General features: G+C 42.3%; 19 protein-coding genes, 1 pseudogene and 1 other annotated feature. Of the genes and pseudogenes, 11 read left to right on the top strand and 9 right to left on the bottom strand.

Annotation, left to right across the window (positions count from 1 at the left end; translation table 11 throughout):
- Positions 1–11: 11 nt before the first annotated feature.
- Complete coding sequence (prc, locus tag AAC155_RS03225) at positions 12–2,063, top strand: carboxy terminal-processing peptidase (RefSeq protein WP_113041006.1); 2,052 nt, start codon at positions 12–14, stop codon at positions 2,061–2,063.
- 339 nt (positions 2,064–2,402) lie between these two features.
- Positions 2,403–3,290, top strand: coding sequence for a protease HtpX (gene htpX, locus AAC155_RS03220; protein WP_113041005.1), 888 nt, complete (start codon positions 2,403–2,405; stop codon positions 3,288–3,290).
- A 66-nt stretch (positions 3,291–3,356) separates the two neighbouring features.
- Here htpX and AAC155_RS03215 read toward each other — a convergent pair whose 3' ends face one another.
- The 4 genes and pseudogenes from AAC155_RS03215 to AAC155_RS03200 form a co-directional block, all read right to left on the bottom strand.
- Positions 3,357–4,748, bottom strand: a complete 1,392-nt coding sequence (locus AAC155_RS03215) for an L-cystine transporter (protein ID WP_191214722.1) — start codon at positions 4,746–4,748, stop codon at positions 3,357–3,359.
- A 187-nt stretch (positions 4,749–4,935) separates the two neighbouring features.
- Complete coding sequence (locus AAC155_RS03210) at positions 4,936–5,484, bottom strand: metal-dependent hydrolase (RefSeq protein WP_113041003.1); 549 nt, start codon at positions 5,482–5,484, stop codon at positions 4,936–4,938.
- 23 nt (positions 5,485–5,507) lie between these two features.
- On the bottom strand, positions 5,508–5,648 hold the full coding sequence (locus tag AAC155_RS03205) for a hypothetical protein (protein WP_158536477.1): 141 nt from the start codon (positions 5,646–5,648) through the stop codon (positions 5,508–5,510).
- Between the two features lie 127 nt (positions 5,649–5,775).
- Positions 5,776–6,126, bottom strand: a pseudogene (locus AAC155_RS03200) (HAD hydrolase-like protein); the annotation flags it as partial.
- A 186-nt stretch (positions 6,127–6,312) separates the two neighbouring features.
- Here AAC155_RS03200 and AAC155_RS03195 point away from each other — a divergent pair.
- A complete protein-coding gene (locus tag AAC155_RS03195; protein ID WP_113041002.1) occupies positions 6,313–6,855 on the top strand; it encodes a YniB family protein in 543 nt (180 codons plus the stop codon).
- 54 nt (positions 6,856–6,909) lie between these two features.
- Here AAC155_RS03195 and AAC155_RS03190 read toward each other — a convergent pair whose 3' ends face one another.
- From AAC155_RS03190 to AAC155_RS03170, 5 genes are all read right to left on the bottom strand, one after another.
- Complete coding sequence (locus AAC155_RS03190; RefSeq protein WP_113041001.1) at positions 6,910–7,779, bottom strand: fructosamine kinase family protein; 870 nt, start codon at positions 7,777–7,779, stop codon at positions 6,910–6,912.
- Between the two features lie 243 nt (positions 7,780–8,022).
- Complete coding sequence (locus AAC155_RS03185) at positions 8,023–8,910, bottom strand: metal ABC transporter permease (RefSeq protein WP_113041000.1); 888 nt, start codon at positions 8,908–8,910, stop codon at positions 8,023–8,025.
- The gene (locus AAC155_RS03180; protein ID WP_112875720.1) at positions 8,907–9,785 is read right to left on the bottom strand and encodes a metal ABC transporter permease; all 879 of its coding nucleotides are present in this window, start codon (positions 9,783–9,785) and stop codon (positions 8,907–8,909) included. Before AAC155_RS03180 ends, AAC155_RS03185 begins: the two co-directional genes overlap by 4 nt.
- The gene (locus AAC155_RS03175; protein WP_112893985.1) at positions 9,782–10,678 is read right to left on the bottom strand and encodes a manganese/iron ABC transporter ATP-binding protein; all 897 of its coding nucleotides are present in this window, start codon (positions 10,676–10,678) and stop codon (positions 9,782–9,784) included. Before AAC155_RS03175 ends, AAC155_RS03180 begins: the two co-directional genes overlap by 4 nt.
- Positions 10,675–11,595, bottom strand: a complete 921-nt coding sequence (locus tag AAC155_RS03170) for a metal ABC transporter substrate-binding protein (RefSeq protein WP_113040999.1) — start codon at positions 11,593–11,595, stop codon at positions 10,675–10,677. The genes AAC155_RS03175 and AAC155_RS03170 overlap by 4 nt, the downstream gene beginning before the upstream one ends.
- Before the next feature lie 218 nt (positions 11,596–11,813).
- Here AAC155_RS03170 and AAC155_RS03165 point away from each other — a divergent pair, with 218 nt between their 5' ends.
- The 8 genes from AAC155_RS03165 to ihfA all read left to right on the top strand — a co-directional run bounded on the left by AAC155_RS03165 (position 11,814) and on the right by ihfA (position 19,901).
- On the top strand, positions 11,814–12,464 hold the full coding sequence (locus AAC155_RS03165) for a transglycosylase SLT domain-containing protein (protein WP_113040998.1): 651 nt from the start codon (positions 11,814–11,816) through the stop codon (positions 12,462–12,464).
- A gap of 313 nt (positions 12,465–12,777) precedes the next feature.
- Positions 12,778–14,706, top strand: a complete 1,929-nt coding sequence (gene thrS / locus AAC155_RS03160) for a threonine--tRNA ligase (protein ID WP_113040997.1) — start codon at positions 12,778–12,780, stop codon at positions 14,704–14,706.
- 3 nt (positions 14,707–14,709) lie between these two features.
- Positions 14,710–15,249, top strand: coding sequence for a translation initiation factor IF-3 (gene infC, locus AAC155_RS03155; protein WP_112875725.1), 540 nt, complete (start codon positions 14,710–14,712; stop codon positions 15,247–15,249).
- A 97-nt stretch (positions 15,250–15,346) separates the two neighbouring features.
- On the top strand, positions 15,347–15,544 hold the full coding sequence (gene rpmI / locus AAC155_RS03150; protein WP_011146889.1) for a 50S ribosomal protein L35: 198 nt from the start codon (positions 15,347–15,349) through the stop codon (positions 15,542–15,544).
- A 41-nt stretch (positions 15,545–15,585) separates the two neighbouring features.
- On the top strand, positions 15,586–15,942 hold the full coding sequence (gene rplT, locus AAC155_RS03145; RefSeq protein WP_011146888.1) for a 50S ribosomal protein L20: 357 nt from the start codon (positions 15,586–15,588) through the stop codon (positions 15,940–15,942).
- 104 nt (positions 15,943–16,046) lie between these two features.
- Positions 16,047–16,171 (top strand) — a sequence feature (Phe leader region).
- Positions 16,172–16,213: 42 nt separating this feature from the next.
- A complete protein-coding gene (pheS, locus tag AAC155_RS03140) occupies positions 16,214–17,197 on the top strand; it encodes a phenylalanine--tRNA ligase subunit alpha (protein WP_113040996.1) in 984 nt (327 codons plus the stop codon).
- Between the two features lie 15 nt (positions 17,198–17,212).
- A complete protein-coding gene (pheT, locus tag AAC155_RS03135; RefSeq protein WP_113040995.1) occupies positions 17,213–19,600 on the top strand; it encodes a phenylalanine--tRNA ligase subunit beta in 2,388 nt (795 codons plus the stop codon).
- A 4-nt stretch (positions 19,601–19,604) separates the two neighbouring features.
- Positions 19,605–19,901 (top strand): integration host factor subunit alpha, encoded by a 297-nt coding sequence (ihfA, locus tag AAC155_RS03130; RefSeq protein WP_011146885.1) that lies wholly within the window; start codon positions 19,605–19,607, stop codon positions 19,899–19,901.
- Positions 19,902–19,960 lie beyond the last annotated feature (59 nt).

Raw genomic sequence — 19,960 nt, 5'->3', positions numbered from 1 at the left:
CCGACCTGGGCATGAACAAATTCGTCAGACTGGCTTTTGTTTTAGGTGTTTCAATTTTTGGTACTTGTTATGCAAATACAAACAGTCCAGTGGCTGTTCCTGTTGGTATTGAACAATTACCTATATTGAAGCAAGAGCCTCAGCATTCAACAGTTAGCGAGCGGGTAACATCCCGCTTCACTCGTTCTCATTATCGCCAATTTGATTTAGATGGTGATTTTTCGGCAAAAATATTTGACCGCTATCTTAATATACTGGATTACAGCCATAACATATTATTGGCGTCAGATGTTGCTCAGTATGCCGATAAGAAAAAGTTGTTAGGCAAGGAATTGGAAAATGGGAATCTGGAAATTCCGTATGACTTGTTTAATTTGTTACAGAAACGTCGCTTTGAGCGTTATCAGTACGCTTTATCGCGTCTTGAACAGCCAATGAATTTTGATGGTAACGATACAATTGATGTTGATCGTTCCAAAGCCCCTTGGTCACAGAGTGTGGAAGAGCTAAATAAACTTTGGGATGCTAAAGTTAAATATGATTGGCTCAACCTCAAGCTCAGCGGCAAAGAGGACAAGAAAATCAAAGAGATGCTCACCAAACGCTATCAATCCGCGTTAAAACGTCTGACACAAAGCCAGAGTGAAGATGTTTTCCAATTGATTATGACTGCGTTTGCCCGTGAAATTGATCCTCATACCAATTATCTTTCACCACGCAATACTGAACAGTTTAACTCAGAAATGAGTCTTTCCCTGGAAGGGATTGGTGCTGTTTTGCAAATAGATGATGACTACACAGTTATAAATTCTTTGGTTGCTGGTGGACCTGCCGCCAAAAGCAAAGCATTAAACGTGGGTGATAAGATTATCGGCGTTGCCCAGTCAGGAAAGTCTATGGTGGATATTATTGGCTGGCGTCTGGATGATGTGGTTGCGCTGATTAAAGGTCCTAAAGGGAGTAAAGTGCGGCTTGAGGTTATTTCTGATACCAAAGGGGCAAAACCGCGTACTGTTATTTTAACTCGCGAACAGATCCGTTTGGAAGATCGGGCTGTGAAGATGTCAGTTAAGACCATGGGTCAGGAAAAAGTGGGCGTGCTTGATATCCCCGGTTTTTATGTTGGTTTGACTGATAATGTTAAAACTCAATTACAAAAACTGACCAAACAGCATGTCAGTGCTATTGTCATTGATTTGCGTAGCAATGGTGGTGGCGCACTGACAGAGGCGGTTTCTTTATCAGGCTTGTTTCTCCCAAGTGGCCCGGTTGTCCAGGTTAGAGATAATAATGGGAAAATTCGTCAGGATTCTGATACTGATGAAGTGGTGTACTATAAAGGACCTTTGGTTGTTCTGGTAGACCATTTTAGTGCTTCTGCTTCTGAAATTTTTGCCGCAGCAATGCAGGATTATGGGCGAGCGTTGATTGTTGGTGAACCGACTTTTGGTAAAGGTACAGTTCAGCAATATCGTTCTTTGAGTCGTATTTACGATCAAATGATGCGTCCTGATTGGCCATCACTGGGGTCTGTCCAATATACGATTCAGAAGTTTTATCGTGTGAATGGCGGTAGTACTCAGCGTAAAGGGGTTACTCCTGATATCGTAATGCCTACGGGGGTTGATCCGGCAGAAACCGGGGAAAGTTTCGAAGATAATGCTTTGCCTTGGGATAGCATTCCTCCTGCCCGTTATACAGGGTCTAAAATTATTGCTGCATTGGTTCCTCAGTTGAATGTTGCTCACAATGCCCGCATTACAACTGATCCAGAATTCAAGTATATCAATGAGGATATTGCTCACTATAAGGCGCTGAAAGAGCATAAAAATATTGTTTCTCTGAACTATGCACAAAGAGAGAAAGAGAATAAAGAAGCGGATGCTCTGAAGTTGAATCGCATAAATGATCGCTTTAAACGCGAGGGTAAAAAACCGTTAACTTCACTGGATGATTTGCCTAAAGATTATCAGGGGCCAGATCCCTATCTCGATGAGTCAGTGAAGATTGCACTTGATTTAGCGCACCAACCTGCTGAGAAAATGTTGGCTAAGTCTAAGTAAAATAATGGGTTAAAGCCTAATGATTAATGCCCAATATCGTTTGCTTGGGATGTTTTGAGTGAATGGTATATTGGGCTGTCAGTAATATAAACAGTCTTTTTAAGGTGTTTTTTCTTTTCAGGAAGGATGAATTATTTCACATTTTCTCAGTATTACCAGGTATTGGCGTATTTTGTTTAACCAATTGGTGTTAGGCTAATGTGGGTTTTTTCATGATTTTGTAAAGTTATGTTGGTTTTATCGCTTAACAGGTTAAAAGCCTTGAATATAGTAAGAACAGCCTTATTTATAGAGTAGTTCTGAAAGTGCATTGATTATTAATAAAGGAAGCCGGTTTTTATGATGCGAATTGTTTTGTTCCTCCTCACTAACCTCGCTGTTATGTTGGTGTTCGGGATAATACTTTCTTTGACAGGAATTCAGGGGAGTAGTGTACAAGGTTTGATGATTATGGCTGGTCTGTTTGGTTTCGGTGGGGCGTTTGTTTCCCTGTTGATGTCCAAATGGATGGCCCTGCGTTCTGTGGGTGCCCAGGTCATAGAACAGCCAGCAAATGAAGTTGAACATTGGTTAGTTGAAACTGTTCGCCGTCAAGCGGAACAAGTCAATATTGCCATGCCCCAGGTTGCGATTTATACCGCGCCTGATATTAACGCATTCGCTACCGGAGCGCGTCGTAATGCTTCTCTGGTTGCTGTCAGCACCGGTCTATTGGATAACATGAGTAGGGCAGAAGCAGAAGCTGTTATTGCTCATGAGATTAGTCATATTGCTAATGGTGATATGGTGACGATGACCTTGCTGCAAGGGATAGTAAATACTTTCGTTATCTTTATTTCCCGTCTACTGGCTCAAGCTGTATCAAGTTTCCTGTCTGGCAACAGTGATGAGGAAGAGAGTAACTCTTCGGGCAATCCTATTGTTTACATGGTTGTTTCAATGGTGTTGGAAATAGTATTTGGTATTCTGGCGAGCATTATCACAATGTGGTTCTCACGTTATCGCGAATTCCATGCAGATGCAGGTTCTGCCAAGTTGGTCGGTCGTGAGAAAATGATCGCTGCCTTACAGCGTCTGAAAACCAGTTATGAACCGCAGGAAGAAGGCAGTATGATGGCGTTCTGTATTAATGGTAAATCAAAAACATTCAGTGAGCTGTTCATGTCTCACCCACCATTGGACAAACGTATTGAAGCACTGCGTAGTGGACAGTACCTGAATAAATAATATTGTGAATAAAATAAAAAGCCGGGGAATCAATCCCGGCTTTTTTACAGTTTTTGAAGTTTTAAATTATAGCTGACTTAATTCAACATGTTCTTCCTGATCGAAGATAGTTTTATCAGTTTGTCCCATCAGTTGGCTGGTAATAGTGCCAGCAGTCATTGAACCACTTACATTCAGTGCCGTACGGCCCATATCAATGAGAGGCTCAACAGAAATCAATAAAGCAATCAACGTTACAGGTAGTCCCATTGCGGGTAAGACAATCAGTGCTGCAAACGTAGCACCGCCGCCCACACCAGCAACGCCAGCAGAGCTGATAGTGACAATGCCAACGAGTGTTGCAATCCACATCGGGTCGAGTGGGTTTATGCCCACTGTTGGAGCAACCATTGCGGCCAACATGGCGGGATAAATTCCGGCACAGCCATTCTGACCGATTGTTGCTCCAAAAGATGCTGAAAAGCTGGCGATTGATTCTGGTACGCCAATACGGAGTGTCTGGGTTTCGACATTCAGTGGAATACTGGCAGCACTGGAACGGCTGGTGAATGCAAAAGTCAACACTGGCCAAGTTTTTTTGAAAAATCTAAGTGGATTGATGCCGAAGAGAGAAAGTAGAAACCCATGAGCAACAAATACTAGTGCTAGTGCAATATAGGATGCGATAACAAAGGTTCCCAGTTTTGCAATTTCATGGATATTAGAGTTAGCGACAACTTTGGTCATCAGGGCCATAACACCATACGGCGTTAAGCGCATAACCAGACGAACCAGTTTCATTACCCATGCCTGTATAGTGTCGATAGCGACTAATATGCGTTCACCCTTCTCATGATCATCTTTCAACATTTGCAGGGCAGCGATACCTAAGAAGGTTGCGAAAATAACAACGCTGATAACAGAAGTTGGGTTAGCGCCGGTTAAATCTGCGAACGGATTTTTCGGAATAAAAGATAGAATCAATTGCGGTACAGATAAATCAGAGACTTTGCTGACATAGTTGTTTTCGATAGCAGACAGACGTGTTGTTTCTTGGGGACCTTGAATCAGACCTTCAGCAGTCAGGCCGAACAGGTTGATAATCATGATACCGATAAGTGCTGCAATCATTGTAGTGAATAACAACGTTCCGATAGTCAGAAAGCTGATTTTTCCCAGAGAAGATGCTTTGTGTAGTTTGGCGACTGCACTCAAAATAGAGGCAAATATCAGAGGCATAATGACCATTTGTAGAAGTTGTACGTAGCCATTACCTACAATGTTGAACCATGATATGGATTCCTTCACTATGGTATTATCAGAACCATAAACCAGTTGCAGTGCTAAGCCAAAAATAATGCCAATGGTAAGGCCCGCAAAAACCTTTTTCGACAGGTTCCATTGCCGTGAACTGGTTTTTGACAATAGCAAAAGCAGTGCTACGAAGACGAGCACATTCGAAATGAGTGGTAAATTCATCCCCAAACTCCAGAATTCAATTTAGTTAAGTTATAAGCTGTATTGAATCGTGTAGGTTTGCAAACGAACACATTACAACAAGCAGTTGGGGAATATAGTACCAGATTAAACTATTTTCATTTATAACTATATAGAATTTAATATAATTAATGTGACTTTTAAGATTTATTTTTAGTCAATTAGAGCATTAGAAATAGAGATCTTTGATGCGATTTATATAAAAAAGTATAGAAGATTCAATATCTTCTGGTAGAAAAATGGCAATGACAATTAATAGGGCAGAAATAAACCTTTCTGCTTTCTTATTTCCTTGCTTGCCAAGCACAGGTAGACAGAAACGTATTTTGATTGGCCACAATAACGGCACACCAGCCGGTGTTAGCATATCTGCAATCAGATGGCTCAAATAGCCAACAATCATGGCATGGAAAAAATCAGTTGGGATTAGCCACTCTTCGGGTATTTTTAGCCAAAATAAAGTAATCCCTAATATGAGAGCAAGTAAACTGTGAGTAAAGCCTCTATGACCACAGAGTTTGGCAATAGGAATGGAGATAAATCTGAATAATCTACCCAGGGTTGAATTAGGGTGATCGATATCGGGTAACAAGGCAGTAAGCAGTACCCCTGGTAGCATATGCAACCAGTCTCCATAAGCTATCTCTGGTGTTATTTCTAGCTTATGTGCCAAGATGATGCTGGCAACTGAAAATAAAAGATGCCCTTCTGCGGTCATAAATTCCTCTGACTAATAACTGTCTATCCATACAGTCGGCGAAGTATAGAGGGTTTTATGTGGGTAAGATAGAGGGTGAAAAGCAAAAATATCTTATTTATTAATATATACCCGTCATCTTTCAAGTTGCCTCTTTGTTGGCTGCACTCGCTCACCCCGGTCACATAGTTACCTATGCTCCCGGGGATTCACTCCCTTGCCGTCGCGATGCATCTTGAAATCCATAGGGTATATAACGTTAATATTTAATTAGATTTTTGTTTGACAGAATAAGACATAAGCGCTACGGCTACTATGTGAACAATAAGAAGCTGCCATCGGCATAAATGATGAAAGGTTTAAAGCATATTCAACACCTGGGAGTAAAGGACGGTTTTCTTTTACCAAATCGATAACATGGTCGGTAATTCTCTGTTCCACGTCTGATTTTGATGCCCCTTGCCAGGGAGAAGCCTGATACCAAAGTTCCACAACTTGGTCAATTCGCAATCCAAGAGTATCTGGTAGTTTTTCTGCTAAAGAGAAATCCAGACCTAATTCACTAAATACTTCTTTTTCTCCTTGGGTCCAATAGGGTTCAGAGTCAATCAGTAAGCCGTCCATATCGAAAATGGCCGCTTTTATTGGTAAATGAAAAGACATTTAAGTATCTCTCTCTGGTCAGACAGTTAGCGAAAGCTGATTGTAACAATCTCAGTAGGTGAAATCTTTTCCTGATCGGGAACATGGTAAGAAATGCTTAGTTAATTAAATATAAAGTTAAATTTGGTGATTGATGGGCTATGATTAGCCGAAAATAAAATCTGCTTATTGTTATGAGGGATATCGATGACTTACCAAAAAGCCGGATACATCGCTATTATTAAGCGAGTTTTAGGTTGGGTGATTTTTGTTCCGGCACTTTTATCGACCACTGTTTCTGTGATTAACCTTGCCTGGCTGCACGGTATTAAAGGTGATGGTATCAATGCTGTTTTGGATGATTTCCTGAAAATGATGGCTGAAATGGTGCGTTTTAATACCCCATTTCTGGATTTCTTCTGGAAAAACTCACCAACACCTGATCGTCTGGCTGGTTTTACCGGATCAACGCTTGGTTTCCTGATTATCTATTTTCTTATTTTTTTCGGCCTTGCTATGAGTGCGTCAGGTCAACGGATATACAGACAAGTGAAGTTTATACGAGAAAACATTGAAGATCAGCTTATTATTGAAAAAGCTAAAGGCAATGATGGCCTGACGAGAGAACAGATTGAATTAAAAATTAAACTTCCTCGTCATACGCTGTTCAGTCAGATTTATACCTTATATATTTCACCGGTAATTATCGGTGCAATTTTTTATTTTCTATTGAAAATCTTAGGCTGGTAGATTCTCCGGTTGGCTATAGCTGCGGAATAAGTATTTTCGCAGCCTGATTACCATCTATTGGCTATTTTCAGTCAAAATATTATCGAGAATATTTTGAACCGCAATAAGATTATCACCACCAAAGAGATTACACCGGTTAAGCAAATAATAGAGCTGATACACAGGCTGCCGTTCAATAAAGTTGGCAGGGAGTGGCCATATGCTCTGATAGCCATCAAAAATTTGCATGGGTAAGTCAGGGTATAACGGTAACATAGCGAAATCACATTCACGATCTCCCCAATAACAGGCTGGGTCGAAGGCAACGGCTTGGTCATCTAGCGAAGCACAATTAGCTGGCCAGAGATCGCCATGTAACAGAGAGGGTTGTGGCTGATGGTGTTGAAGTTTGTTACTTATAGCTTGAACGATATTATCAATATCACCAAATATCATGTTTTTTTCTGCTGCGATTTGTAATTGCCAACCAACCCGCTTTTCCGCATAAAATTGGTGCCAACGTCGTTGCCAGCCATTAGGTTGTGGAGTTGTTGCCAGCATATTGTCAAAGTCAAAGCCGAATTGAGGTTGCTCACTCCATTGATGAAGTTTTGCCAGTTGTTGACCGAAGCAATAGGCACTGTGAGGGTCAAAAGATTTTAAAGGCAGAAATTCAAGCAATAGAAAGCTATGGTCACGGGCATTGCCAATGCCATAAACAGTTGGAACACGGATAGTTTGGCTGCGAGCCAGGAGTTCAAGCTGTTCTGATTCTGCTTTGAAGACAGGGAGCATCTCGCGCAGATTTGATTTGACAAAAACTTGTCGTTTTCCATGAGTGACTCGCCAAGCTTGGTGGATGTCCCCTCCGGCTAACTCAGTTTTATCGTGAATTTCAGCAACACCGAAATGTTCGTTTAACAAACGATTTACTGTTTGCCACATGGTTCACCTCTCTATGTCGTCAATTACTTTATGAACAATTATAGTCAGAGAAAACATATGATCAGGTAAAAAAGATGATTAACAGGGTTATACCCGTCATCTTTCAAGTTGCCTCTTTGTTGGCTGCACTCACTCACCCCGGTCACATAGTTATCTATGCTCCCGGGGATTCGCTCCCTTGCCGTCGCGATCCATCTTGAAATCCATAGGGTATATATCTCAAAACAGATATAACCCTTTTTGTTATTGATTGGGTTCGTTAGAGATTTGTAGGGCTGATTGATACGTTTTACGTTTGGATTTTGTTCTTACAAGTTTTATCTGACTGTAAGTCAGTGCCAGTGTAAAGAAAATAGCCTGAACAATAACAATGCATGGCCCCGTTGCACCATCAATGTGGAAACTGACCAGAGTACCCAGGACACAGGAACTGACTGATGCAATGATAGCGACAATTAACATTCGGTCAAAACTGCGGCATAACATGAAAGCGATGATTCCCGGTGATATCAACATTGCGATAACTAAAATCATTCCCACGGCTTGCAGGGAAGCGACAATGGTCATTGACAATAGACAAAGTAAACCGTAATGCAAAAGCTTAACAGGTAATCCCACTACGCGTGCTTGGTTTGGATCGAAGCAGTAAAGCATGAAGTCTTTGCGCTTTAGCAGTACTACCGCCATAGTGATACAGGTAATCCATAATGTTTGATTCAACTCATCTTTAGTGATCCCTAGAATATTTCCGAACAAAATATGAGTGAGATGTTGGTCAGTGTCTATTCGGGCAAAAAGAACTAAACCAAAGGCAAACATGCCTGAAAAGACAATTCCCATGACAGTATCTTCTTTTATCCGGCTATGTTCTTTCAGATATCCTGTTGCAAAAGCACAAAAAATACCGGAAAGGAATGCGCCAATAGCCAGCGGTATACCAGCAGCGAAAGCTAGCACAATGCCTGGCAATACAGCGTGAGAGATGGCATCACCCATTAACGACCAGCCCTTAAGAACCAGATAACAAGAGAGTATTGCACATACTGCACCTGTTACAATAGCAGCAAATACCGCCCGTTGCATAAATGGAAACATAAACGGCTCAGTGAGTAATTGTGTCAACTCATTCATAATTGTGTTGTCTCCTGAGCCAAGGCTGAGGATTCTTTTCTGGCACGTATACGTGAAGCGAATAGCCCATGCTTTGGTGCAAAGAAGAATGCGAGTAGGAAAATAACGGTTTGCAGCGTGACAATGACACCACCAGTAGCGCCGTTAAGGAAAAAGCTTAGGTAAGCGCCAAATGCACTGGTCAGGGAACCAATAGTAACGGCAATGATCAGCAGGTGCTTAAAACGATCTGTTAATAAGTAAGCTGTTGCGCCTGGAGTGACAACCATTGCAATCACCAGAATAGCGCCGACAGTTTGTAAGGCTGCGACAGTACAAGCACTCAACAAAGTAAAAAAAATGATTTTCATCCGCAAGGGAGATAAACCGATAGAGCGAGCATGTGTTTCATCAAAAAATACAATTAGCAAATCTTTCCAGATAAACATGAGCACGATAAATGAAATCGCAATAATGATTTCAACTTGGAGAACATCTTCATCAGCGATGCCAAGGATATTGCCGAAAATAATGGTTTGTACGTTAACCGATGTAGGATTGAGGGAAACGATTAATAAGCCGACCGCAAAGAAAGTGGAAAAAATGAACCCGATTACTGCATCTTCACGTAAGCGAGTGATATGACGAACTAAAGTCATAGACAGAGCTGCCAGCATTCCGGTAAAAAAAGCACCACCTGCATAAGGAAGACCCAGCGCATAAGCACCAGCGACGCCAGGCACAACTGAGTGAGAGAGCGCGTCTCCCATCAATGACCAGCCTTTTAACATCAGGTAGGAAGAAAGAAAGGCACAGACAGCACCGACGATGGCGCTAACCCAGATGGCTTTTACCATGTAATTATAGTGAAAAGGTTGCAGCAAAAGCTCTGTCATGATTGACGCTTCTCCTTATGCTGACCCTGCCTTGGCGGAACATGATGATCATGACCATAAAATACGGCTGCGCGTTCATCATCAGTAATAACAGTCAAGGAGCGTGGATCATCATCATCATGTAATTCCGGACCAGATAGATTAATATGACGAAGTACTCCACCAAAAGTCATCTCTAAATTTTTTTGGGTGAACGTTGTTTCTGTTGGGCCACTTGCTAGAACAGTTCGGTTGATTAGGATAACATGATCGCAGAATTCAGGCACGCTACCGAGGTTATGTGTAGAAACCAGAACCAGATGGCCCTCATCACGTAAATCACACAACAGGTCAATGATGGCATTCTCTGTTTTTACATCAACACCAGTAAAAGGTTCATCTAGTAATAGAACTTTACCTTCCTGAGCTAGAGCTCTTGCAAGAAAAACCCGTTTTTTCTGCCCGCCCGAGAGTTCGCCAATCTGTCGGTTGCGTAGGGCCGTTAAGCCGACACGTTCAAGTGCTTTATCAACAGCTTGGTGATCTCTTTTACTTGGGATTCTCAGGAATCCCATTTTCCCATAGCGGCCCATCATAACGACATCAGAAACCAATACTGGAAAGTTCCAGTCGACTTCTTCTGTTTGAGGGACATATGCAATAATATTTTTCTTCAAAGCATTTTTGACTGGCATATCACTCAGAGTTACTTTTCCCTGAGATGGGCTTACCAGTCCCATGATAGTCTTAAACAATGTGGATTTACCGCTACCGTTAATGCCCACCAACGCACAAATAGTTCCACCGGTGATAGAAAAACTTGCATCATAAATAGCTGTGTGACCATTGTTATAAGTCACAGTGGCGTCATCAACGACTAAATGAGGACGTTCAAACAGTATATTGCTATTCATTGATTAAATCCTTTTGCGATTGTATCTACAGTTTTGTTCAGTAAATCAATGTAAGTTGGTACCGGGCCAGTACTGCCGGAGAGTGAATCTACATAAAGAACGCCACCATAACGGGCGTCTGTTTCTTTACTGACTTGTTTAGCGGGTTTATCTGAAATTGTACTTTCGCTAAATACAACTGGGATTTTGTTTGCTCTTACAGTATCAATGACATGACGAACTTGTTGTGGTGAACCTTGTTCTTCCGCATTAATTGGCCATAGATAAACTTCCTTGAATTGGTAATCTTTAGCTAAATAGCTAAAAGCCCCTTCACTGGTGACTAACCAACGTTGATCCTGTGGAATACGGGAAAGACGTTTTCTCAGTGGAGAATCCAGTTGTGCGATTTTTTCAGCATAGGCTTTGGCATTCTTATTATAAGTTTCTGCATTTTCAGGATCGTATTTCACAAATGCTTGGCGAATATTCTCAATATAGATTAAAGCATTTGTGGGTGACATCCAAGCGTGAGGATTAGGATTCCCATTGTAAGGCCCTTCACGGATAGGTAGTGGTTCAATGCCGTCAGTAATGACAACGGCAGGTACATCTTTAAGGTTTTCAAAGAAGCGTTCAAACCAGCGTTCTAGATTTAGCCCATTCCAAAGGATCAAATCAGCATGTTGAGATTTTATAATATCTTTGGGGGTGGGTTGGTAATCATGGATTTCGGCACCAGGTTTAGTAATTGATTCAACAATCGCCGCATCACCTGCTACGTTTTGCGCGATATCTTGGATAATAGTAAAGGTCGTGACAACTTTAAATTGTTTGGCGGCGGATACCTGATGACTAAATAGAATTACAGATAAGAGAATCAACATAATTCCCAGAACAGGAGGAGAAAGTAAAAGCAGAGAAAGTTTTTTCTTCATAAAATTCAAACCTTACTTGTTATAACTATATGATAACGATTATCAATATCATTTAAGTAAAGTCAAGATGATAAAATTTGGAAATAGCAATTGTTGCAATAGTCATTCCATATGATATGAACACGAATACAGTGAAAAGTTAAGTAAAAATATTTTTAGATTGTAAACGAAATTGTATATGCTGCGCTGTAGCAAAATTTGATCCAGAGGATTATAGGGTGAAATTAAGACTGAGCTTTGTGGCACTGGTCGTGCTGTTAGTCGGTTGTGCTGAGAGAAATGTTCAGCAAACAAATGTTGGTAAACAGTCCGGTCAGCAACGTATGCTTAGCAATACTTCCAACGCAGCTAGAATTTCTTCTTTTCCGCCGACGCCTTTTGATACCTTTATTCAACAGGCATCCAATCGGTACGGCGTTGATGAAACTCTGATCAGAGCGATTATTCAAGTTGAATCCGGTTTTCGTCCTAATGTAGTCAGTAAATCGAATGCAATTGGTCTTATGCAAATTAAAGCATCGACAGCAGGGCGGGATGTGTATCGACAGAAAGGGCGTTCTGGTCAGCCAACAACTCGTGAGTTGAAAGATCCTAAAACTAATATTGATCTTGGCACTGCTTATATCAGTATCCTGAAGGAGCAACATCTGGTAGGTATTGATAACCCTGAGACTCTCTACTACGCCACTATCGTTGCCTACGTAAATGGTGCGGGTGCTCTTTTGCGTACTTTTCATGCAGATCGTCAATTAGCCGTCAATAAAATAAACAGCATGACGCCGGATGAGTTTTATCGGTATGTTCAGGATAATCATCCAGCACCTCAGGCTCCACGCTATTTGTGGAAGGTGAAAAAGGCTTATCGTTAACAACAAGCCGCCCGTGGCAATTTGCGTCGCGAGTTCGCCGGAGCGGATAGCAACCCGCAAATTAGACGGATTCGACTAATAAATGCAAATGATTTTACCCATACTAAACATCGCCGTGACCTGACTGGTTGTTGATGGTATATTTTCGCGGTGTTTCGGTATTGAAGGTAATCACTTTTTACATTGTGTACCAATTTTAGTACCAAACTTTAATGGATTGACGAGATAATAATTTAAATCGTTATTTTAGTTGAATATCAAACTCCTTCAAGTGACCTTTCGTGTGGGTCACCACTGTAGATAAGGATTTTAAATGCCTGTTGTTACTCTTCCTGACGGTAGCCAACGCCAGTTTGACCATGCCGTTTCTGTAATGGATGTTGCCTGTGATATTGGTCCAGGTTTAGCGAAAGCATGTATTGCTGGCCGCGTAAATGGTGAGCTAGTGGATGCTTGTGAATTAATCGATTCAGATGCCAATCTTGCCATCATCACCAGTAAAGATGATGCAGGGCTGGAAATTATCCGCCATTCATGCGCTCATCTGTTAGGCCATGCAATTAAACAATTATGGCCAGATACTAAAATGGCTATCGGTCCAATTATTGATAATGGTTTTTACTATGATGTTGATCTTGGCCGTGCTCTGACGCAGGAAGATATTGAACTGCTTGAAAAGCGGATGTTGGAACTTGCCAAAAAAGACTATGACGTCATCAAGAAAAAAGTGAACTGGCAAGAAGCTCGTGATACCTTCGTTGCTCGTGGTGAGGATTATAAAGTCCAAATTTTGGATGAAAACATCAGTCGAGATGATCGTCCTGGTCTCTATAATCATGAAGAATATATTGACATGTGCCGTGGCCCACATGTGCCAAATATGCGTTTCTGCCATCATTTTAAATTGCAGAAAGTCGCAGGGGCATATTGGCGTGGGGATAGCAACAATAAAATGTTGCAACGAATATACGGTACCGCGTGGGCTGATAAGAAACAGCTCAATACTTATCTGCAACGTTTGGAAGAAGCAGCCAAACGTGACCATCGTAAGATTGGTAAACAATTAGATCTATACCACATGCAGGAAGAAGCTCCAGGTATGGCATTCTGGCATAATGATGGTTGGACTATTTTTCGTGAGCTGGAAACTTTTGTCCGGACCAAACTGAAAGAATATCAATATCAGGAAGTTAAAGGTCCGTTTATGATGGACCGTGTCATGTGGGAAAGAACGGGTCACTGGGAAAACTACGGTGAGCATATGTTTACCACTTCTTCAGAGAACCGTGAATATTGCGTTAAACCGATGAACTGCCCAGGGCATATTCAGATTTTTAACCAAGGCTTAAAATCTTACCGTGATTTACCGTTACGTATGGCTGAATTCGGTAGTTGTCACCGTAATGAACCATCAGGGGCATTACATGGTTTGATGCGGGTTCGTGGTTTTACTCAGGATGATGCTCATATCTTCTGTACAGAAGAGCAAATTCACCGGGAAGTTAGCAATTGCATTAAGATGGTGTATGACGTTTACAGCACTTTTGGTTTTGAAAAGATCATGGTTAAGCTGTCAACCCGCCCGGAAAAGCGCATTGGTACTGAAGAACAATGGAATCAAGCGGAAGAAGTTTTGGCGGCAGCACTACAAGAAAATGGTGTTCAATTTGAATATCAACCAGGTGAAGGTGCCTTCTACGGACCGAAAATTGAATTTACTTTGCATGATTGTTTGGATCGTGCGTGGCAATGTGGTACTGTGCAGCTCGACTTTTCACTACCTGGTCGTTTGAATGCGTCCTACGTAGGTGAAAATAATGAACGTAAGGTTCCTGTAATGATTCACCGTGCGGTTCTGGGTTCACTGGAACGGTTTATCGGTATCCTAACTGAGGAGTATGCGGGTTTCTTCCCAACATGGATTGCTCCACAGCAGGTAGTAGTGATGAATATCACCGATAGCCAGGCTGATTATGTACAGGAATTAGTAAAAAAGCTTCAAGATGCTGGCATTCGTGCAAAAGCAGACTTGAGAAACGAGAAGATTGGCTTTAAAATCCGTGAACACACTCTACGTCGTGTTCCCTACATGCTTGTCTGTGGTGAAAAAGAGGTCGAATCAGGGAAAGTTTCCGTTCGTACCCGCCGTGGTAAAGATTTAGGTAGCATTGATGTTAACGAGTTCATCGAAAAACTGCTTGTAGAAATACGCAGTCGTAATCTTCATCAATTGGAGGAATAAGGTATTAAAGGCGGAAAAAGAATTCAAACAGCGCGTCCTAATCGCATTAACGGAGAAATTCGCGCTTCTGAAGTTCGTTTAACAGGTTTAGATGGCGAACAGATTGGCATTGTCAGTCTGAGGGAAGCTCTTGAAAAAGCTGAGGAAGCGGGTGTTGATTTAGTTGAAATCAGCCCGAATGCCGAGCCGCCGGTTTGCCGTATTATGGATTACGGCAAGTTCCTCTATGAGAAGAGTAAGTCGATCAAAGAGCAGAAGAAAAAACAAAAAGTTATTCAGGTTAAGGAAATTAAATTCCGTCCTGGTACAGATGAAGGCGACTATCAGGTCAAACTACGCAACCTGGTTCGTTTTCTGGAAGATGGCGATAAAGCCAAAATCACCCTGCGTTTCCGTGGGCGTGAAATGGCACACCAACAGATTGGTATCGAAATGCTTAACCGCATTCGCGACGATCTGGATGAATTGGCGGTAGTCGAATCCTTCCCTTCGAAGATTGAAGGCCGTCAGATGATAATGGTGCTCGCTCCTAAGAAGAAATAGTTAGGCAATCAAGTAATAAGCTCCAGTCGGTTCATCTGGTTGGGGCTTATTCGCCTGATTAATTCGTTGTAATTCACAATGCGAAGTGGAAATTAAAATGCCAAAGATTAAAACAGTACGCGGCGCCGCTAAACGTTTTAAAAAAACTGCAAGTGGCGGTTTTAAGCGTAAGCGCGCTAACCTTCGTCACATTCTGACTAAGAAATCAACCAAGCGTAAACGTCATTTACGTCCAAAGGGCATGGTCTCCAAAGGTGATCTGGGCCTGGTTGTTGCTTGCTTGCCGTACGCATAAGCAATTTTTAGATTAGAATTCAGAGACGATAGGAGAAGTATATGGCTCGCGTAAAACGTGGTGTTGTCGCCCGTGCACGTCACAAGAAAATTTTAAAGCAAGCGAAAGGTTACTACGGTGCCCGTTCGCGCGTTTACCGTGTTGCCTTCCAGGCAGTAATTAAAGCAGGGCAGTACGCTTACCGTGACCGTCGTCAGCGTAAACGTCAGTTCCGTCAACTGTGGATTGCACGTATCAACGCTGCTGCACGTCAGAATGGTTTGTCTTACAGCCGTTTCATCGATGGTCTGAAAAAAGCCTCTATTGAAATCGACCGTAAGATCCTGGCTGACATCGCTGTGTTTGACAAAGTGGCATTTGCTGCTTTAGTTGAAAAAGCGAAGAGCGCTCTGGCATAAGTTAGGGTAGTAAGAGGGGGGCATGCTCCCTCTTTTACTTTGTTGTCAGATGTAGCTTACGAGAGAGAGTCGTTGTCAAAAAAGAGTTTTACTCTGAGAGAACTAACATTATGTCTTTAGCTTTTTTTCGCATCTTTTTTTACTTTAGCACCTGAATTCAGGGGGCTTTGCGCGTAAGAAAAGAAACGAAAAGTAGCGCCTGAGCCTCCGTTGTGGAGGCTTTTTTGTTTTTATGACAGTAAGGCCGTTAGGCCGAAGGAAGAGGAAAACGATGCCACATCTCGCTGAACTGGTTGCAAACGCAAGAGCAGCCATAGAAGATGCCCAGGATGTTGCTGCGTTGGATTTGGTGCGTGTTGAATATTTAGGCAAAAAAGGCCATTTAACTCTCCAAATGTCATCGCTGCGTGATCTGCCGGTCGAAGAACGTCCAGCAGCAGGGGCGGTTATTAATCAGGTTAAGCAAGAAGTCCAGGAAGCTCTGAATATCCGTAAAGAAAAACTGGAGACTGACCTTTTGAACTTCCGTTTAGCAGCGGAAAAAATTGATGTATCATTGCCGGGTCGCCGTATGGAAAATGGTGGACTACATCCGGTTAACCGCACAATAGAGCGTATTGAGACTTTCTTTGGTGAATTAGGGTTTTCTATAGAATCAGGCCCTGAGATTGAAGATGATTATCATAATTTCGATGCGTTGAATATTCCTGCTCACCATCCTGCACGTGCTGATCATGATACTTTCTGGTTTGATGCCAAACGTCTGTTGCGTACTCAGACTTCAGGTGTTCAGGTTAGAACTATGCACAGTCAACAGCCGCCAATTCGCGTCATTGCACCGGGTCGCGTGTATCGTAATGACTACGATCAGACACACACGCCCATGTTCCATCAGGTAGAAGGTTTGATTATTGATCGTGATATCAGTTTTACCAACCTGAAAGGAACGTTGCACGATTTCCTGACTAACTTTTTTGAAGAAGATTTGCAGGTTCGTTTCCGACCTTCTTACTTTCCATTTACAGAACCTTCGGCGGAAGTTGATGTAATGGGTAAAAACGGCAAATGGCTGGAAGTGTTGGGTTGCGGTATGGTTCATCCTAATGTATTGCATAATGTTGGTCTTGATCCTGAAATTTATTCTGGTTTTGCTTTCGGCATGGGAGTGGAACGCCTGACAATGTTACGTTACGGTGTAACTGATTTGCGTGCGTTCTTCGAAAATGATCTGCGTTTTCTCAAACAGTTTAAATAAGGGCGGGAATATCTCATGAAATTCAGTGAACTCTGGTTACGCGAATGGGTAAATCCAGCCATTAGCAGTGAAACATTATCTGATCAAATTACCATGATAGGTCTGGAAGTTGATGGCGTTGAAGCTGTTGCTGGTCAATTTCATGGTGTGGTTGTCGGTGAAGTTGTTCAATGTGCTCAGCATCCAAATGCAGATAAGCTACGGGTAACAAAAGTGAATGTAGGCGGTGAACGACTGCTGGACATCGTTTGTGGTGCACCAAATTGCCGCTTGGGGTTGAAAGTTGCTGTAGCAACCGTGGGTGCTGTATTACCGGGTGATTTCAAAATCAAGGCGGCAAAACTGCGAGGTGAGCCTTCTGAAGGGATGCTATGTTCTTTTTCTGAACTGGGTATTTCTGAGGATCACGACGGTATTATTGAATTGCCAATTGATGCTCCTTTAGGTGTTGATCTGCGTGAATATCTGAAGCTGGATGATAAGGTCATTGAAATTAGTATTACGCCTAATCGCGCTGACTGCCTAAGTATTATAGGGGTTGCGCGTGATGTGGCGGTCGCTAATAAAATGCCACTATCTGAGCCACAAATTGAGGCAGTAAAACCGACAACAGATGCTATTTTCCCTATTCGTGTTGAAGCAACAGAAGCTTGTCCACGTTACCTTGGACGGGTAATTAAAAACATTAATGTGAAAGCGGTAACACCCCAATGGATGCGTGAAAAATTACGTCGTGGTGGTATCCGTTCCATCGACCCGATTGTCGATGTGACTAACTATGTATTGCTTGAATTAGGCCAACCATTGCATGCGTTTGATTTGGAGCGTTTGAATGGCTCAATCACTGTGCGCATGGCGAAGCAGGATGAAAAATTGGTGCTGCTGGATGGTACAGAAGCCAATCTTTCTACTGATACCCTAGTTATTTCTGATGAAAAACAAGCTGTTGCAATGGCTGGTATTTTTGGCGGTGAACATTCAGGTGTGAATGAAGAAACGCAAAATATTTTACTTGAGTGCGCATTTTTTGCTCCTTTAGCGATTGCTGGCCGTGCTCGTCGTTATGGTTTACACACTGATGCTTCTCATCGTTATGAACGTGGAGTTGATCCTCAGTTACAACACAAAGCAATAGAGAGAACAACTCAATTATTGATTGATATTTGTGGTGGTGAAGCTGGCCCGATTATTGATGTTACTAATGAATCTCAATTGCCTCAATCTGCGACAATCACATTGCGTCGTGAAAAACTGGATCGTTTGATTGGTCACTATATACTTGATGAACAGGTTGGTGACATCCTGACCCACTTAGGTTGCAAAGTCACTATTCAGGAAAATTGTTGGCAAGCGGTTGCACCAAGCTGGCGTTTTGATGTGGAGATTGAAGAAGATTTGGTGGAAGAGGTTGCCCGTATCTACGGTTACAACAATATTCCAGATGTACCGATTCGCGCAGATCTTATCATGAAAAAACATCGTGAAACGGATCTTTCCCTGCAACGTGTTAAAACGGTGCTCGTTGATAGAGGTTATCAAGAAGCGATTACTTATAGCTTTGTTGATCCCAAAATTCAGGCGCTGTTACATCCACAGCAACAAGCGTTGATGCTGCCTAACCCAATTTCAGCGGATATGTCAGCAATGCGTTTATCTCTGCTGACTGGTTTGTTAACAACGGTGGTATATAACCAGAACCGCCAGCAAAACCGTGTGCGCTTGTTTGAAACTGGCTTGCGTTTTGTTCCTGATGAAAATGCCGATCAGGGGATTCGTCAGGAGCTGATGCTAGGGGGGGTTATTACAGGAAATCGCTTTGAAGAGCATTGGTCACTGGAAAAACAGTCCGTTGATTTCTTCGATATGAAAGGCGATTTGGAAGCCGTTCTAGAGTTAACTGGAAAATTATCTAAGATTTCTTTTAGAGCAGATGTAAATCCGGCGTTGCACCCAGGTCAAAGCGCCGGGATTTATTTGGAAAATGAATACATCGGATATATTGGTGTGGTTCACCCAGAATTGGAACGCAAACTTGATTTAAATGGCCGCACCGTGGTATTCGAAGTACTCTGGAACAAGCTGGCAAGCCGCGTGGTTCCTGATGCGAAAGAGATTTCACGTTTCCCGTCAAACCGTCGTGATATTGCGATCGTGGTGCCTGAAAATGTTGCTGTAGAAGATGTTTTGGCTGAATGCAAGAAAGTTGGCGTAAATCATATAGTTGGCATAAACTTGTTTGACGTGTATTGTGGTAAAGGTGTAGCAGAGGGTCATAAGAGCCTTGCTATAAGTTTTATCTTGCAGGATACCGCGCGTACACTGGAAGAAGAAGAGATTGCTGCGACGATTAATAAATGTGTTGCAGTGCTGAAACAGCGATTCCAAGCATCCTTGAGGGACTGAACTTATGGCGCTTACTAAAGCTGAAATGTCAGAAAATCTGTTTGAGAAACTGGGAATTAGCAAGCGTGATGCTAAAGATCTGGTTGAATTATTCTTTGAAGAAGTGCGTCGTTCTTTGGAGAATGGTGAGCAGGTAAAATTGTCTGGATTTGGCAACTTTGATTTACGGGATAAAAACCAACGTCCGGGACGTAACCCTAAGACTGGTGAGGACATTCCGATTACAGCTCGCCGAGTAGTGACATTCCGTCCTGGTCAGAAGTTAAAAAGCAGGGTTGAGAAAGCCACACCTAAAGAATAATCAAAAAGGCCGCATCAATAGCGGCCTTTTTCTTAAATGATCCTCCCTCATGAGCTTGA

It is taken from the genome of Photorhabdus sp. HUG-39 (genome assembly GCF_963878365.1).
In the GTDB taxonomy this organism is placed as follows: Bacteria; Pseudomonadota; Gammaproteobacteria; order Enterobacterales; family Enterobacteriaceae; genus Photorhabdus; species Photorhabdus kayaii.
The sequence above is the reverse complement of the archived record's forward strand: the minus strand, read 5'-3'. Positions and strand labels throughout refer to the sequence as shown.